The sequence below is a fragment of the Streptoalloteichus hindustanus genome, from assembly GCF_900129375.1.
Taxonomy (GTDB): Bacteria; Actinomycetota; Actinomycetes; order Mycobacteriales; family Pseudonocardiaceae; genus Streptoalloteichus; species Streptoalloteichus hindustanus.
This window is the reverse complement of sequence record NZ_FQVN01000006.1, coordinates 408,791-424,974: the sequence shown is the minus strand read 5'-3', so window position 1 is coordinate 424,974 and position 16,184 is coordinate 408,791. Positions and strand designations below refer to the sequence as shown.

General features: G+C 72.2%; 12 protein-coding genes. 3 read left to right on the top strand and 9 right to left on the bottom strand.

Translation table 11 applies throughout. The features are described from left to right. Window positions 1–42 precede the first annotated feature (42 nt). From BUE43_RS20735 to BUE43_RS20725, 3 genes are all read left to right on the top strand, one after another. Complete coding sequence (locus tag BUE43_RS20735; protein WP_073485698.1) at window positions 43–1,272, top strand: thiolase family protein; 1,230 nt, start codon at window positions 43–45, stop codon at window positions 1,270–1,272. Next, window positions 1,269–3,395 carry a 3-hydroxyacyl-CoA dehydrogenase NAD-binding domain-containing protein gene (locus BUE43_RS20730; RefSeq protein ID WP_407697131.1) on the top strand — a complete coding sequence of 709 codons (2,127 nt, stop codon included), beginning with the start codon at window positions 1,269–1,271 and terminating at the stop codon, window positions 3,393–3,395. Before BUE43_RS20735 ends, BUE43_RS20730 begins: the two co-directional genes overlap by 4 nt. A 109-nt stretch (window positions 3,396–3,504) precedes the next feature. Beyond that, window positions 3,505–4,455: a DUF72 domain-containing protein gene (locus BUE43_RS20725; RefSeq protein ID WP_073485696.1), complete on the top strand. Its 951-nt coding sequence runs from the start codon at window positions 3,505–3,507 to the stop codon at window positions 4,453–4,455. A 28-nt stretch (window positions 4,456–4,483) separates the two neighbouring features. On the opposite strand, the gene BUE43_RS20720 is transcribed toward BUE43_RS20725, so the two are convergent. The 9 genes from BUE43_RS20720 to BUE43_RS20680 form a co-directional block, all read right to left on the bottom strand. Further along, a complete protein-coding gene (locus tag BUE43_RS20720; protein ID WP_073485694.1) occupies window positions 4,484–4,870 on the bottom strand; it encodes a hypothetical protein in 387 nt (128 codons plus the stop codon). A 28-nt stretch (window positions 4,871–4,898) separates the two neighbouring features. Then, window positions 4,899–5,177 carry a hypothetical protein gene (locus BUE43_RS20715; RefSeq protein ID WP_073485691.1) on the bottom strand — a complete coding sequence of 93 codons (279 nt, stop codon included), beginning with the start codon at window positions 5,175–5,177 and terminating at the stop codon, window positions 4,899–4,901. After that, entirely contained in the window at window positions 5,177–9,697 is a 4,521-nt protein-coding gene (locus BUE43_RS20710) for a DUF6531 domain-containing protein (RefSeq protein ID WP_073485689.1), read from the bottom strand. Before BUE43_RS20710 ends, BUE43_RS20715 begins: the two co-directional genes overlap by 1 nt. Continuing rightward, the gene (locus tag BUE43_RS20705) at window positions 9,697–10,005 is read right to left on the bottom strand and encodes a type VII secretion target (RefSeq protein WP_073485686.1); all 309 of its coding nucleotides are present in this window, start codon (window positions 10,003–10,005) and stop codon (window positions 9,697–9,699) included. Before BUE43_RS20705 ends, BUE43_RS20710 begins: the two co-directional genes overlap by 1 nt. Window positions 10,006–10,027: 22 nt before the next feature. Then, entirely contained in the window at window positions 10,028–10,579 is a 552-nt protein-coding gene (locus tag BUE43_RS20700; RefSeq protein ID WP_073485684.1) for a YbaB/EbfC family nucleoid-associated protein, read from the bottom strand. A gap of 123 nt (window positions 10,580–10,702) precedes the next feature. Next, the gene (locus tag BUE43_RS20695) at window positions 10,703–11,797 is read right to left on the bottom strand and encodes a sensor histidine kinase (protein WP_073486154.1); all 1,095 of its coding nucleotides are present in this window, start codon (window positions 11,795–11,797) and stop codon (window positions 10,703–10,705) included. Window positions 11,798–11,882: 85 nt separating this feature from the next. Continuing rightward, a complete protein-coding gene (locus BUE43_RS20690) occupies window positions 11,883–12,557 on the bottom strand; it encodes a response regulator transcription factor (RefSeq protein ID WP_073485681.1) in 675 nt (224 codons plus the stop codon). Window positions 12,558–12,751: 194 nt separating this feature from the next. Further along, the gene (gene dxs, locus BUE43_RS20685) at window positions 12,752–14,680 is read right to left on the bottom strand and encodes a 1-deoxy-D-xylulose-5-phosphate synthase (RefSeq protein WP_073485679.1); all 1,929 of its coding nucleotides are present in this window, start codon (window positions 14,678–14,680) and stop codon (window positions 12,752–12,754) included. A 351-nt stretch (window positions 14,681–15,031) separates the two neighbouring features. Further along, window positions 15,032–16,183: a CaiB/BaiF CoA transferase family protein gene (locus BUE43_RS20680; RefSeq protein WP_073485677.1), complete on the bottom strand. Its 1,152-nt coding sequence runs from the start codon at window positions 16,181–16,183 to the stop codon at window positions 15,032–15,034. Between the last annotated feature and the right edge of the window lies 1 nt (window position 16,184).

The window sequence follows — 16,184 nt, the reverse complement described above, 5'->3', positions numbered from 1 at the left end:
CAGTCGTTGCCTGTACCTCGAACGAGCACAGAGGAGCACGCCGTGGCCGCACCCGCTGCACCCGCAGCACCGCGCGCCGTTCGGAACGTGGTCTTCGTCGACGGTGTCCGCACGCCGTTCGGCAAGGCCGGCCCGAAGGGCATGTACGCCGAGACCCGCGCCGACGACCTCGTCGTCAAGGTCATCCGCGAGCTGCTGCGGCGGCATCCGGAGCTGCCGGCGGAGCGCGTGGACGAGGTGGCCGTCGCCGCCACCACGCAGATCGGCGACCAGGGCCTCACCATCGGCCGCACCGCGGCGATCCTCGCCGGGCTGCCCAAGTCGGTGCCCGGCTACGCCATCGACCGGATGTGCGCCGGCGCCATGACCGCGGTGACCACCAGCGCGAGCGGCATCGCCTTCGGCGCCTACGACGTCGTCATCGCCGGCGGCGTCGAGCACATGGGCCGGCACCCGATGGGCGAGGGCGTCGACCCGAACCCCCGGTTCCTGGCCGACAAGCTCGTCGACCCGTCGGCGCTGGTCATGGGCCAGACCGCCGAGAACCTGCACGACCGGTTCCCGCACCTGACCAAGGAGCGGGCCGACGCCTACGCCGTGGCCTCGCAGGCCAAGTACGCGGCGGCGCTCAAGGCCGGAAAGATCAGCGCCGATCTGGTGCCGGTGGCCACCCGCTCCGCCGAGCACGGCTGGGGCCTGGCCACCGCCGACGAGCCGCCCCGCCCGGGCACGACGATGGAGGCCCTGGCCGGGCTGAAGACGTCGTTCCGCCCGCACGGCCGGGTCACCGCCGGCAACTCCGCCGGCCTCAACGACGGCGCCACCGCCGCGCTCCTGGCCGACGAGGAGACCGCCGCCGAGCTGGGCCTGCCCGTGGGCATGCGGCTGGTCGGCTACTCCTTCGCCGGCGTGGACCCCGAGGTCATGGGCGTCGGCCCGGTCCCGGCGACCGAGAAGGCGCTGCGGCGGGCCGGCCTGACCATCGACGACATCGGCCTGTTCGAGATCAACGAGGCGTTCGCCGTGCAGGTCCTGGCCTTCCTGGACCACTTCGGCATCGCCGACGACGACCCCAGGGTCAACCCGTGGGGCGGCGCCATCGCCTGCGGCCACCCGCTGGCCTCCTCCGGCGTCCGCCTGATGACCCAGCTCTCCCGGCACTTCGCCGAGCGCCCCGACGTCCGGTACGGCATCACCACGATGTGCATCGGCATCGGCATGGGTGGCACCGTGATCTGGGAGAACCCGCACTGGAACGGGGGCGACAAGTGAGCAACACCGCTGAGCTGCGCGCGGCCGCGAAGGCGCTGCACGACAGCAACCCCGGCGAGGTCGTCACCAGGGCCGCCACCCGGTTCGTCGAGGTGCCCGGCCTGGACGGCCGGGTCGCGCTGGTCACCCTGGACAACGGGCACGACCACACCAAGCCGAGCACCTTCGGCCCCGGCGGCCTGCTCAGCCTGGACGCCGCGCTGGACGAGGCGTTCGCCGGCAACCCGGTGGCGGTCGCCGTCACCGGCAAGCCGTTCGTGTTCGCCGTGGGCGCCGACCTCACCGGCGCCGCCCAGATCGACGACCGCGAGCAGGCGCTGACCATCGGGCGCACCGGCCACGCGGTGTTCCGCCGGCTGCGCGAGTCCGAGGTGCCGACCTTCGCCTTCGTCAACGGCGCGGCGATGGGCGGCGGCCTGGAGATCGCCCTGCACTGCCACTACCGCACGGTGGCCGCCAACGCGGCGGCGATCGCGCTGCCGGAGTGCTTCCTCGGCCTGGTTCCCGGCTGGGGCGGCACCCAGCTCCTGCCGAACCTGATCGGCCCGGACGCGGCCGTGACGGTGATCCTGGAGAACGCCCTCAACCAGAACCGGATGCTCAAGCCGGCGCAGGCCGCCAAGCTGGGCATCTTCGACGAGGTGCTGGACAGCGCCGACTACCTGGAGCAGTCCCTGCTCTGGGCGGCCAGGGTCGTGCGGGGCGAGGTCACGCCGGCCCGCCCGGAGATCGACCGCGGCGCGGCGTGGGACGCGGCGCTGGCCCGCGGCCGGGCCGTCGTCGAGGGCAGGACCCACGGCGCGGCGCCCGGCCCGCTCCGGGCGCTGGAGCTGCTGGAGCTGGCCCGCGAGAACGACCTCGACCGCGGCTTCGCCGCCGAGGACGAGGCGCTGGCCGACCTGCTCGTGTCCGACGAGCTCCGGGCCGGCCTGTACTCGTTCAACCTGGTGCAGAAGCGGGCCAAGCGGCCCGTCGGCGCCCCGGACAAGGCGCTGGCGCGGCCGGTCACCAAGGTCGGCGTCGTCGGCGCCGGCCTGATGGCCAGCCAGCTCGCGCTGCTGTTCGTGCGGCGGCTGCGGGTGCCGGTGGTGCTCACCGACATCGACCAGGCGCGCGTCGACAAGGGCGTCGGCTACGTCCACGCCGAGATCGACAAGCTGCTCGGCAAGGGCCGCGTCTCGCCCGACGAGGCCAACCGGCTCAAGGCGCTGGTCACCGGCTCGCTGGACAAGGCGGCCTTCGCGAACGCGGACTTCGTGATCGAGGCCGTGTTCGAGGAGATGTCGGTCAAGCAGCAGGTGTTCGCCGAGGTGGAGCAGCACGTCTCACCCGAGTGCGTGCTGGCCACCAACACCTCGTCGCTGTCGGTCACCGAGATGGCCTCGAAGCTCCGGCACCCGGAGCGCGTGGTCGGGTTCCACTTCTTCAACCCGGTCGCCGTGCTGCCGCTGCTGGAGATCGTGCGGGGCGAGCGGACCGACGACGCCGCGCTGGCCACCGCCTTCGCCGTGGGCAAGCAGCTCAAGAAGTCCTGCGTGCTGGTCAAGGACGCCCCGGCGTTCGTGGTCAACCGCCTGCTCACCCGGTTCCTGGGCGAGGTCATCTCGGCCGTGGACGAGGGCACGCCGTTCGAGGTCGCCGACAAGGCCCTGGAGCCGCTGGGCCTGCCGATGAGCCCGATGGTGCTGCTCCAGCTCGTCGGGCCGGCCGTGGCGCTGCACGTGGCCGAGACCATGCACGGCGCGTTCCCGGACCGGTTCGGCGTCAGCGAGAACATGAAGCGGTTCGTGGCCGCCGGCAAGACCGCCGTCTGGACCTGGGACGAGCAGGGCAACCAGAAGGTCGACCCCGAGGTCGCCGAGCTGTGGCAGCCGGGCGACCGGCCGCTGACCGCCGAGCAGGTGCGCGACCGCGCGCTGGAGGCGCTGGCCCAGGAGATCCGGCTGATGCTGGACGAGGGCGTGGTGGCCGAGGCGCAGGACATCGACCTGTGCATGATCCTCGGCGCCGGCTGGCCGTTCTGGCTCGGCGGCATCACGCCGTACCTGGACCGGGCCGGCGTGTCCGAGAAGGTCAACGGCAAGCGGTTCCTGGCGCCGGGCGTCGCCTCCGTGCCCGCCTGACGCTCCGCCCGTGACGGGGCCGGTCATCCCTCCGGGGGTGGCCGGCCCCGTTCTTTCTTGATCGTTCTCCGACGGGCTACCGACGCCCGCGACCGGGTACAGCACCACCATGGCGAGAACGGAGCCGACGCGCGGCCGGGCACGGGTGGGAACCTCGGGCTGGCTGTACCCGCCCTGGCGCGGCACCTTCTACCCGGCGGGGCTGCCGCAGCGGCGGGAGCTGGACCACCTGTCGCGCCAAGTGGGCTCCGTGGAGATCAACGGCTCCTTCTACTCGCTGCAACGGCCGGAGAGCTACCGCTCGTGGCGCGAGCGGACCCCGGACGACTTCCTGTTCGCGGTGAAGGGCGGTCGGTTCATCACGCACATGAAGAAGCTCCGGGAGGTGGAAACACCGCTGGCGAACTTCTTCGCGTCCGGTCTGCTCACGCTCGGCCCCAAACTCGGCCCGCTGCTGTGGCAGCTCCCGCCCCGCCTGCCCTTCGACGCCGACCAGTTGGCCGCGTTCTTCACCCTGCTCCCGCGCACGACGTCGGAAGCGGCCGCACTGGCGGAGAAACACGATCACCGACTGGAGGGGCGTTCCTGGACGACAACCGAAGTCGAGCAGCCGCTAAGGCACGCGCTGGAGGTGCGGCATCCCAGCTTCTGCGACCCGTCCTTCATCGAACTGCTGCGCGAGCACGATATTGGGCTGGTTGTTGCTGACACCGCGGGGAAGTGGCCCTACTTGGAGGATGTGACCTCCGATTTCGTCTACGTCCGGCTCCACGGCGACGTCGAGCTGTACACCAGCGGCTACACCGACGAGGCCCTGGACCGGTGGGCCGACCGAATCCGTACCTGGCTCGCCGGCCGTGATCCCCAGAGCGAACACACCGTGGGCGCACCCGCCCCGCCCCGGCCAGCGGGCCGCGACGTCTACGTCTACTTCGACAACGACATCAAAGTCCACGCCCCGTTCGACGCCATCAACCTCGCCAAACGCCTGGGCGTCCAACCGCCTGAAGAGCCACGAAATGGGGTGGCACCAGGAAAAGCTCGGAGCGGTCTGACATGAACTCGCGCCGAAGCTCGCACTGATTCAATCAGCCATCTTCCCCGACACGCGCTTCAAGAGCAGTCAAGACCAATGTTGCGAGCCTCAGCGCCGCATCCCAGTCCGCCTGCCCAACATCCGGAAACTCCGCTCGAACCGACTCCGGCACCTCCACCCCTTCAGCCGCGTTCAGCAGGTCCGCCGCAGGAACACCTATCGACCTGAGGCCCAGACGCCTGACACGAGAGCCGTCCCGCGAGACCTCTTCGCAAACGCCGATCCGCTCGACACAACTCTGGTTGTCTTCGGTCTGCGACCCGTAGTCCAGAAGGCTCCTCACGAAGGCGGAGTCCAGGTCCTCAACGCGAGACCCCACTTGACGCGAGATCGCCGTGAGCGAAGTGATGAAGCTCTCCTTGGCGGATGGCACGGTCACCTCAGTTTCACCACAATAGTTTTACTTACTATTCTTCTCCAAATACGTAGGAATCCTCACCGATGCGGTCTACCTCGTCCTCACCAATAACATCCTCGAGAGCCTCTCCCATCACACCCCTCAGCCAGGCGATACGACGGAATACATCCCGATCAGAAAAATACTGCAGAAGGATTTGCGGGTCTTTCCCTCCGGTCCCAATCCTGGACATTATTCGATCGAGAGAGACAACATACTCGTTCAAATCCTGAAAGGCACGAGAAGCATCCGCGACGGGAATACTCACACACTCCCGAACGTCGCCCATCAGCGCACCACCTTGATCTTGGTGACAGCAAGATCGCCAATCGCAGTCCACTCATAGATCTTCATCACCGAGTTCCACTCCTTTGTCACCCGGTCCACTGGCACGTCGAACTCAAGCACATGCCTACCACGGCCCCGACCGATACCGAGGGCCGCCTCGGCGTCTCGCGGGCTCATGGGCTTTCCCTTGGCCGGAACCATGAATACCTTGTTCTGGTCGCTCGCCTTGATTATCCCTGTCTCCAGAATGCCTGCCTTACCTTTCGCGTTCGTGTAGTGACGCATACGAACTGTGCACGGAGCAAGCCCCAAGGGGTCCAACCAGGCAGCGGGGTTGGGGACGTAGGTGTGAGGGTTCGGGCCGCCGGCCAGGTCGAGCGGGTCGGGTGTGGTGTAGCGGCTGGTGAGGGGGTCGTAGTAGCGGAAGTAGTTGTAGTGGAGGCCGGTTTCGGGGTCGTGGTACTGGCCCGGGAAGCGGAGTGGGCAGTAGGCCGGGGTTCGGGGGCTGGGGAGGTAGGCGCCCCAGAGGGTGCTGCGGTGGTGCCAGGCCAGGTTGCCGGCGGGGTCGACGAGTTCGGTGGGGGTGCCGACCAGGTCGGTGACGATCGCGTAGAACTGCTGGTCGACCCATTCCTGGGGCGCGTCGCGCAGGGGCGAGCGCTCCACCTGGGCGATCGGCCGGAAGGTGCCGGGTTCCCAGTCCCAGGTGGTGGTGCGGCTGGCGGGGCCGGTGGGCTGGAGCAGAGTGTGGGTCTGCTCGGCCAGGACGACTCCGTCCCAGGTGAAATCGACCTGCTCGACGACCGAAATCCCGTCGGGGGCCAGTCGTTGTTTGGCGATGCGCCGGCCTAGTGGGTCGTAGAGGTAGCGCCAGCGTTGGCCGTCCGGGGTGGTGACAGCGGTGAGGCGGTCCTCGGCGTCCCAGGTGTAGTGCCAGGTCAGGGTCTTGCCGGAGAGGGTGCGGTGCTGGCGGAGCAGGACCCGGCCCTGGGGGTCGTGCTGGTAGTGGACGTTGCCGGCCCGCTGGATGAGGGTGCCGGCGTAGGCGCGGTCGCCCTGGGCTTCGGCGCCGGGTGCGGCGGGAGGCGTGGGCCAGGCCGCGTGGGTGAGGTTGCCGGCGGGGTCGTAGGCGTAGCGCTCGGTCCAGCCCGGGGCGTGGACGGCCGTGACGCGGCCGGCGGCGTCGAGGTCGAAGCGGCGGGGCCCGCTGAGGTGGTCGTCGACGCCGGTGAGGTAGCCGTCGGGACGGTAGTGGTAGGCGCGGTGCTGGACCACGCGCGCCTGGGACGCGGGTGCCGGCTGCGCGGGCGCGGTGAGGGTTTGGGACAGCAGGCGGTGGGCCGGGTCCCAGGTGCTGGCCAGGACCGGGCCGGTGTCCAGGGCACGCTGGATCTCGCGGCCGGCCGCGTCGTGGCGGAAGCGCAGGGTGCGGCCGGCGGTGTGCAGGGCGACGGGCTGGTCACCGGCGTCGTACTCCCACCGGCTCACCGCGCCGGAGGGCGTCTGCCGCAGGAGCCGGCGGCCCAGCGGGTCGAAGGTGGAGACGACGGAGCGGTCGGCGCAGGTCTCCGTCAGGACCTGGCCGAGCGGGTCGCGGTGGAAGGTCAGTTCCGCGTGGGTGTTGGCCGCGCGGATCATTCGGCCGGCTGGGTCGTAGGCGAAAGTGCTTGTGCCGTCGGGAGAACGTTGCTCGACGACGTTGCCCAGCACGTCGCGGGTGTAGTGGATGGACTGACCGGCGCCGTTGGTGCGGGAGGCGAGTTGGCCGGCCTCGTCGTAGGTGTAGGTCAGGACGCGGCCGTTGAAGTCGGTTTCGCGGACGAGGTTTCCGGCCGGGTCGTACTCGTAGCGCCACACCAGGCCCTGCGGGTTGGTCACCGCGACCAGGCGCAGTTCGGTGTCGTGCGTGAAGGTCAGGCGGGAGCCGTCAGGCGCCGTCTCAGTGGCGGGCAGGTCGAAACCGACATAGGTGGTGCGGGTGGCCTGACCGAGGGCGTCGACGTGTTCGACGAGGTTGCCCTCGCCGTCGTAGCGCCAGCGCTCGGTGGAGCCGTCGGGCAGGGTGCGCCAGGCGAGTTTGCCCTCCACCGTCCAGCCGAGGTCGGTCACCCCGCCGAGCGGGTCGGTGATGTCGGTGACGCGCCCGAAGGCGTCCCGGGTGTAGCGCGTGGTCGCGCCCAGCGGGTCGGTCACCGCGACCGGCAGACCAGCGGCGTTGGTCTCCACGCGGCGGGTGTTGCCCAGGGCGTCGACGACGGAGGTGAGCTGCCCTCGCTGGTCGTAGGTGTAGCGGGTGGTGGCACCGGTCGGGTTGGTGACGGAGAGGAGGTTGCCGCGCTCGTCGTAGGACCGCTGCCACACGGCGCCGTCCGGCTCCTCGACGCGCACCGGCAGGCTCAGCTCGTTGTAGCTGACGACGGCCTCGGTGCCATCCGGTCGCGTCACCGCCAAGAGGTTGCCGGCCTCGTCGTAGCGGTAGCGGGTGACGCGTCCCAGGGGGTCGGTGCGGGACAGCAGCCGGTGGTAGCGGTCCCACTCCGACAGCGTGGCCTGGCCCAGCGGGTTGACCTCGCGGATGACCTGGCCGAGCTGGTTGAGGTGGTAGGTCGTGCGGTGGCCGAGCGAGTCGGTCACCACGGTCACGCGGTTGTCGGTGTCGTAGGCGAGGGTGCCGTCCAGGAAGCCGTCGGCCCCGACGGTGCGCACGCAGCGGCCGTGCTCGTCGTAGACGTAGCGGTACCAGACGCCGTTGCGGTCCTGCCACCCCGTGATCCGGCCCGCGTTGTCGTAGTCGAACCGCAGCGCCTGCCCCGAGGAGTTGCGGACCTCGACCAGGCGGCGCGCGTCGTCGTAGACGTAGCGGACCAGGACCAGGTCGCCGCCCCGGTCCCCGCCGGCCAGCCGCAGGGCCGTGACCAGGCCGGCGGCGCTCTCCACGGTGATCCGGTAGCCGCCGGAGTGCCGGAGGCCGGCCAGGACGCCGCTGTCGTCGTAGTCCAGGTCGACCCGGTGCCCGTTGCGGTCCACGATCGCCCGCAACGGCAGGCCGCTCCCGTTGCCTGGAGCGAAGTGCAGAGTCTGCCCCAGTTCGGGGACAGTCACCACATAATTGTCGTCCACAATGGACAGTGGCCAGCGGGCGCCGGTCTCGGGCAGGACGGACGCGCCGGCCGTCGGCGTCGGGTAGACCAGCGTCAAGCCGTCGTCGGCGACGAGGACGACGCCCTCGTCGTCCACCTCCAACCGCTGGTCCACAGTGGACGACCAGGATCGGCCGAACCACCGCCCCGACCGGTAGGACGACACGTGGGTGCGGGACAGCACCAGGGGAAGCACGCCCGCCAACTCGACATCGTTCTGCCGCAACACCATCTCGCCGGTGGCGACGTCGATGGGGTCGCGGGAGCAGGTCCGGTCCTTCGTCTGCTTGCTGGTGCCGTTCGGGTTCTTCGGGCGGTCGGGCGAGGTTTTCTTCCCGCCGCCACGGGGTTTCTTCCCGCCGGGGGCGGGCGGCCTGCCGCCGGGTGTGACCGGTCGTCCGTGGGTGCTGGGTGTGGTGGAGGTGCTGCCCGGCGACGTCGACGGGTTGGTCGACGTCGGGGAGGTCGGATGGCCGCCGTCGGGCGGGTGGCTGGCGGTGGGGCTGGTGCCGGCCGGGGAAGTCGTCGGCTTGTCAGGCGGTTTGGCGCCCGTGGGCTTCGTCGAGGCCGGCGAGGTGGGCGTGTCCGGGCTCCGGGGCGCGTGCGGTGCGCCGCCGCGGCCCTTGGTCAGCGCTTTCCTGATGGCGTCCCAGATCTCGCCCAGCCGCTTCATCAACGGGCGCAGCTTCTCCAGCGAGCGCACCAACTTCTTGATGAAGTCCTTGATCCGGTTGACCCACTTGGCGATCAGTGACGCCGCCGACGCCACCACGTGCGGCGTCGCGATGCCCAACGTGCCGCCGATCTCGGCGATCCACTGGGGAATCCGGGCGATCAGCGTGGCCACGCACTCGGAGACTAGGTCCCGCACGATCTCCCTGACCGCGCCGACCAGCACACCGACGACCTCGACCACCGTGCCGATGGTGTCGGCCGCGGTCCCCGCCGCGGTGATCTGCTCGCCGTGCCGCCTCGCCGCCGCCCGGTAGGCGTCGGCCGCCGCGCCCGCCCAACCCGCGGTGCCCTTGGCGACCTCGGCGGCGTAGTCCTGCGCCACCTGCCCGGTCGCCTGTGCGACGTTCTTCCACGTCTGCGCGTACGCCGCGATCTGGTCGGCGTCGCCGGCCAGCCAGTCCAGGGCGTCCGAGAGCGGTTTGACGTGCTCCATCAACCAGGACACCGCGTACTGCAGCAGCGTCCCGACCGGGTCGAGGGCCAGCGACAGGGCCTCCAGGCCCACGCCGGCCGCGCCGAGGCCGGCCTCCAGCCACGACTTGCTCTCGACTCCGTTGTAGACGTCCGCGGCGGACTCGGCGATGCCGATGCCGGTGATCGCGGTCGTCGAGTCCTTGCGCTGCGCGACTAACGGGTTGTCGGCCATCACGCGCCCCCGGCGGCGAACGGCCGGGTGTTGGCCTGCTCGGTCGTCTCGTAGGTCTGGCCGGTCTCGCGGACCTCCCGCGCGGTCTCCGCCATCGAGTCCGCCGCTCGCCCCAACACCTCCACGCCGGGGTCGCTCACCGCGTGCACGACCGGCACGAAGAAGGAGCAGATCTTCCCGTACGCCTCGTCGCCCATCGACACCTGGCGAGCCGCGTCGAGGGCCGCGCCCAGCCGTTCCCCCAACGCGTCCAACCGGCTCGCGTGCGCCCGCAGCTCGTCGAACAGGACGTCGTAACCATCCGCCATCGTCGATCCCCCTCAGGCCGTGCTAGCGCAGGAACGAGTCCCCGCCCCACTCCTCGTCGTCGTCCCGGCGCGGCCGCGACCGAGGCGGCGGCGTCGGGCGCGGGGGCTCGGCCTCGTCGGTGTCGTCGGCGTCGTCTCCGGGGGCGAACCGCATCTCCTCGGCGCCCACCGAGCCGGTCGCCTCCTCCGGCTCGGGCTCGGGGAACCGCTGCCGGTAGTTGCCCACCACCGCCTCGACGGTCTGCGCGTCGTCGCCCACGGTGGATCGCATCACCTCGGCGACCTGGTCGGTGATCCGGGCCTGGGCGCGGCGCATCGTCGTCAGCACCAGCGCGGCCACCTCGGAGCCGGACATCTGCCGCACCCGGTCGGAGATCTCCAACCCCGTCAGGACTCCCGACGAGTCGACGGTGACCCGCACGGCGCCGTCCGAGGACGCCGCCGTGGAGCTGATCGACGACACCTGCTGCTGCATGTCCTGGTACCGCTCGGCCTTGGCCGTGACCTCGGCGGCCCAGCGGTCGAGCTCCTGCTCGGTCCGCGCGCCGTCCAGCCCGAACACGGGCTCGCCCACGCCTCTCGCCCCCTCACGCACACCGGTGACACCCGACCTCGGACCCTACCGAGGGACGTGGCCCCCGCGGGTCGGCACGACAAGATCACCGACGATCGGGTGGCGGCCGGGCCCCGGCGCCGGTCAGGCCGGGGCGGCGGGGAGTTCGACGGACACGGCGAGGCCGCCGGCGGCGACGGGCGCGGCGCGCAGGCGGCCACCGTGGGCGGCCACCGCGGCCCGCACGATCGACAGGCCCAGGCCGGCGCCGGACTTGCCGGTCCGGGCGACGACGCCCCTGCGGAACGGCTCGAACAACTCGGTCACCCGCTCAGGGGGGATCACCGGGCCGGAGGAGGCGACCTCCAGCCGGCTCCACCCCGGCCCCGCCTCGGTGCGCACGGTCAGCCAGCCGCCGTCGACGTTGTGCCGCACGGCGTTCTCCAACAGGTTCCCCGCCACCCGTTCGAGAAGCGCCGGGTCACCCACGGCCAGCGCCGGTCGCGTGTCGAAGGACAGCCGCAGGCCCCGCCGCTGCGCGTCCGCCCGTGCCCCGCGCCACGCGCTGGCCACCACCGCCGCGAGGTCGACGGGTTCGTGCACGGCCAACCCGGCCGCGTCGGTGCGGGCGAGCAGCAGGAGCGCTTCGACCAACTGCTCGGCGCGCATCGCGGCGTCCCGCACCACGCCGGCCATCCGGCGCAGCTCCTCGGTGTCAGCGTCCGGGTCGGACAGGGTCACGTCCAGCTCGGTCCGGATCACGGCCAGCGGCGTGCGCAGCTCGTGGCTGGCGTTCGCCACGAACCGGCGCTGCGAGTCGAAGGTCGCCTGCAGCCGGTCGAGCATCTGGTCGAAGGTGTCGGCCAGCTCCGCGACCTCGTCCCTCGGCCCCTCCAGCCGGATGCGCTCGCCCAGCGACTCCGCGGAGAGCCGGCGGGCGGTCTCGGTGACCTCGTGCACCGGCGCCAGCACCCGGCCGGTGAACACCCACGCGAGGATCGCGGTCGCCGCGACCACGCAGAGGAACGCCACCAGCCCGCTGGTGAGCACCTGCTCCCGCGCGTGCCGGCCGAGCACCACCCCGAGCTGGTCGGCCGGGATCTCGTGGCCGTCGACCCGCACCCGGCTGCCGTCGGGCAGCCGGGGCACCGCCGCCACCACACCGCCGACGAGCAGCCAGCCCAGCCACAGCAGCAGGGCGCTCGCCCCGGCGACCAGCCCGGTGGCGACGAGGGTCATCCGCAGCCGCAGCCCCGGTCCCCGCCGCCGGCGCACGCCCCACCACCCGGTGGCCGGCGGCGTCCCGATGGTCACGGCCATGGGCTCAGGCGCCGGAGGCGGCTGTCGGCACGCGGTAGCCGGACCCGACCACGGTCTCGATGACGCCGGGCTCGCCCAGCTTCTTGCGCAACGTCATGACGGTGACCCGCACCGTGGTGGTGAACGGGTCGGCGTTCTCGTCCCACACCCGCTCCAGCAGCTCCTCACTGCTCACCACCGCGCCGCCGGCGGCGAGCAGTACCTCAAGCACGCCGAACTCCTTGCGGGTCAGCTCGACGAGCCGGCCGGCCCTGGTGACGGTGCGGCGGGCCGGGTCGAGCACGACGTCCCCGGCGGTGAGCACCGGCGGGGTGGGCGGGGTCGCCCGTCGGCCCAGGGCCCGCACCCGGGCCACCAGCTCGGGGAAGGCGAACGGCTTGGCGAGGTAGTCGTCGGCGCCCAGGGAGAGCCCGGCGACCCGGTCCTCGATCGTGCCGCTCGCGGTGAGCATCAGCACCCTGGTGAGCGCGCCGGAGGAGACGATCTCCCGGCACAGCTCGTCCCCGTTCATCCCGGGCAGGTCCCGGTCGAGGACCACGACGTCGTACCGGGTGATGCTGACCTTCTCGTGGCCGGCGTCGCCGTCGTAGGCGACGTCCACGGCCATCCCTTCCCGCCGCAGCCCCCGCGCTACCGCGTCCGCGAGTGGCTGTTCGTCCTCCACGACCAGGATGCGCACCCCACAACGGTGCCACACGACTCGGGGAACAGTGACCACGGTTCGTCACTTCTTCCCGGCGGCGACCCGGTGCGGCTCGCCTGGCAGGGGGTGCGATGCGGTGAGGCAGGTAGCGGTGAGTAACCGGTCGTCCCCGCCGACGACAGCACGGCGGGGACGACCGGAGGGACGAACGGGAGAGCCCGGGGCGCGGGTCAGCGGTGGTCGGCGTCCTCGGCGGCCGGCAGGGCCGCCTCGTCCACCGACGTGTCGCCGAGCAGCCCGGCGGCCCAGCCGGTCACCCGGCGCGCCACGTCCTGCGCGGTCAGGCCCAGCTCGGCCAGCACCTCGTCCCGCGAGGCGTGGTCGAGGAAGCGCTGCGGCACCCCGAGGTCGCGCAGCGGGACGTCCACGTCGGCGTCGCGCAGCGCGGCCGCCAGCGCCCAGCCGAACCCGCCGTGCCGGCCGCCGTCCTCGACGGTGACCACGAGCCGGTGCTCGGCGGCCATCCCGACCAGCTCGGTCGGCACCGGGGTGACCCACCTCGGGTCGACGACCGTGACCCCGATCCCCTGGTCGGCCAGCCGCTCCGCGGCGGCGACGCCGAGCTTGGCGAACGCGCCCACCGCGACGAGCAGCACGTCCCTGCTCTCGCCCCGGCGCAGCACGTCGACCTGGCCGACCCGCTCCACCGCGGGCAGCTCGGGGATCACCCCGCCCTTGGAGAAGCGCAGCACCGTCGGGCCGTCGGAGACCGCGACCGCCTCGCGCAGCTCCTCCCGCAGCGTGACGGCGTCCCGCGGCGCGGCGACCCGGATGCCCGGCACCACACCGAGGATCGACATGTCCCACATGCCGTTGTGGCTGGCGCCGTCGCTGCCGGTGATGCCCGCGCGGTCCAGCACCACGGTCACCGGCTGCCGGTGCAGCGCGACGTCCATGAGGAGCTGGTCGAACGCGCGGTTGAGGAACGTCGCGTAGACCGCGACGACCGGGTGCAGGCCGCCCATGGCCATGCCGGCGGCCGAGGTCAGCGCGTGCTGCTCGGCGATGCCGACGTCGAAGCTGCGCTCGGGGAAGGCGTCGGCGAACGGCTGGAGGCCGGTCGGCCCCCGCATCGCGGCGGTGATCGCCACCAGGTCCTCGCGCTCCGCGCCGAGCTTGACCAGCTCCTGGGAGAACACCGAGGTCCACGAGGTCTTCTTGGCCACCAGCGGCTCGCCCGTGACCGGGTCCATCGCGTCGGTGGCGTGCATCTGGTCGGCCTCGTGGTTCTCGGCCGGCGCGTAGCCGTTGCCCTTGCGGGTCACCGCGTGCACGATCACCGGCCCGCCGAAGGCCTTGGCCCGGTGCAGGGCCGCCTCCAGCGCGCGCAGGTCGTGGCCGTCCACCGGCCCGAGGTACTTCAGGCCCAGGTCCTCGAACATGATCTGCGGGCTCAGCGCGTCCTTGATGCCGCGCTTGGCCGCGTGCAGCGCCGCGTAGAGCGGCTTGCCGACGACGGGCGTCTGCTGCAGCGCGCGCCGGCCGCTCTCCAGCGCCTTCTCGTAGCCGGGGCGCAGGCGCAGCGCGGCGAGGTGGTCGGCGAGGCCGCCGATGGTCGGCGAGTAGGAGCGCCCGTTGTCGTTGACCACGATCACGACCGGCCGGTCCTGGTCGGCCGCGATGTTGTTCAGCGCCTCCCAGCACATGCCGCCGGTCAGCGCGCCGTCGCCCACGACGGCGACGACGTGCCGCCGCGCGTCGCGGAGCTGGAAGGCCCTGGACAGGCCGTCGGCGTAGGACAGCGCGGTCGAGGCGTGGCTGTTCTCGACGAGGTCGTGCTCGCTCTCGGCCCGCGAGGGGTAGCCGGACAGTCCGCCCTTCGTGCGCAGCCCGTCGAAGCCGTCCCGCCGACCGGTGACGATCTTGTGGACGTACGCCTGGTGGCCGGTGTCGAAGACCACGGCGTCGCGCGGGGAGTCGAACACGCGGTGCACGGCCAGCGTCAGCTCCACCACGCCCAGGTTCGGGCCGAGGTGGCCACCCGTCCGGGAGACCTTGTCCACGAGAAAAGTGCGGATCTCGTCGGCGAGCCGCGTGAGCTCCCCGTGCTCCAGCCGCTTCAGGTCGGCAGGGCTCTGCACGGATTCCAGCAGCGTCACCGCTTCACCTCTCCTGTACCGGGCTACCTGTCAGGCCGTTGTCGTGGGCCCTGTCGCCGGACGCGCCGCCCGGTGGGCGACTTCCGGCCAGTCTACGGAGACCCGTTCGGGTGCTCTCGGCGACCGGTCGTGGGACGTTCGGGAGGGGCGGCAGGTTGACGTCACGCGGTGCGACCGGCCATTTCCTCCCCGTGATGGGTGATCCGTCACCCCGCGCGACCTCGCGTCATCGGGGGACATGCCACCCGAACGCCGTAAGTGAGATGTGTCTCACTCGACGCGGGCGGTGGTCGGGCACACGAACGCCGTAACCGGCGGGCGCCGGCCCGGGACAGGAAGGCGGGCGGAAGATCAGCGCGCGGCGCCGGTGGCGCGGAGCGCGTCGACCTCCTCGGCGGTGAAGCCCCAGTCGAGCAACGCCTCGGTCGTGTGCTGCCCGGCGTGGGGCGCGGGTCCCGCGACGGAGCCCGGCGTGCGGGACAGCCGCGGGGCGGGCGCCGGCTGGGGCAGGCCCGCGACGTCGACGAACGCCCGGCGCGCGCGCAGGTGCGGGTGGTCGACGGCCTCCGCCGGGCTGAGCACGGGGGCGACGCACGCGTCGCTGGCGCCGAACACCTCCGCCCACCCGTCCCGGGTCCGGGTGGCGAACACCGCGGCGAACCGGTCCCGGAGCGCCGGCCAGTTGGCCCGGTCGTGCCGGTCCGGCACGTCCTCGTCGTCGAGGCCCAACCCGGTCAGCAGCGCCGCGTAGAACTGGGGCTCCAGCGCGCCGACCGCGACGTACCGCCCGTCCGCGCAGGTGTAGCAGGAGTAGAACGGCGCGGCCCCGTCGAGCAGGTTGCTCCCCCGGTCGTCGCGCCACATGCCCACGGCGCGGAAGCCGTGCAGCATCGCGGTCATCAGCACCGAGCCCTCGGCCATGGCCGCGTCGACCACCTGGCCCCGCCCGGAGCGCTCCCGCTCCCACAGCGCCGCGAGCACACCCGCGACCAGCAGCATCCCGCCGCCCCCGAAGTCGGCCACGTAGTTCAGCGGGGGCACCGGGGGCCGGTCCGCGGGACCGACCGGCCACAGCGCCCCGGAGATCGCCAGGTAGGTGATGTCGTGCCCGGCGCGGGGCGCGAGCGGGCCGTCCTGGCCGTAGCCGCTGAGCCGCCCGTAGACCAGTCGGGGGTTGCGGGCCAGGCACACGTCCGGGCCGAGGCCCAGCCGCTCGCACACCCCGGGGCGGAACCCCTCGACCAGCACGTCGGCCCGCTCGACCAGGCGCAGCACGGCGGCGACGCCCTCGGGTCGCTTGAGGTCGACGCCGACCGAGCGGCGCCCCCTGGCCAGCGGGTCCGGTGGCGGGTCGGCCGGCGGCGCCGCCGGCACGCGGTCCGCGCGGTCGACCCGCAGGACCTCCGCGCCCAGGTCGGACAACACGGTGCACGCGAACGGCGCAGGGGCGAGGCTCGCGACCTCCACCACCCGGAGGCCGCGCAACGGTCCTGGCACGCCCATC

Coding starts and splice junctions, on each gene's coding strand:
- BUE43_RS20695 (WP_073486154.1), bottom strand. CDS start 11,797: ATGACCCTCGTCGCCACCGGGCTGGTCGCCGGGGCGAGCGCCCTGCTG.
- BUE43_RS20680 (WP_073485677.1), bottom strand. CDS start 16,183: ATGGGCGTGCCAGGACCGTTGCGCGGCCTCCGGGTGGTGGAGGTCGCG.
- BUE43_RS20715 (WP_073485691.1), bottom strand. CDS start 5,177: ATGGGCGACGTTCGGGAGTGTGTGAGTATTCCCGTCGCGGATGCTTCT.
- BUE43_RS20725 (WP_073485696.1), top strand. CDS start 3,505: ATGGCGAGAACGGAGCCGACGCGCGGCCGGGCACGGGTGGGAACCTCG.
- BUE43_RS20710 (WP_073485689.1), bottom strand. CDS start 9,697: ATGGCCGACAACCCGTTAGTCGCGCAGCGCAAGGACTCGACGACCGCG.
- BUE43_RS20705 (WP_073485686.1), bottom strand. CDS start 10,005: ATGGCGGATGGTTACGACGTCCTGTTCGACGAGCTGCGGGCGCACGCG.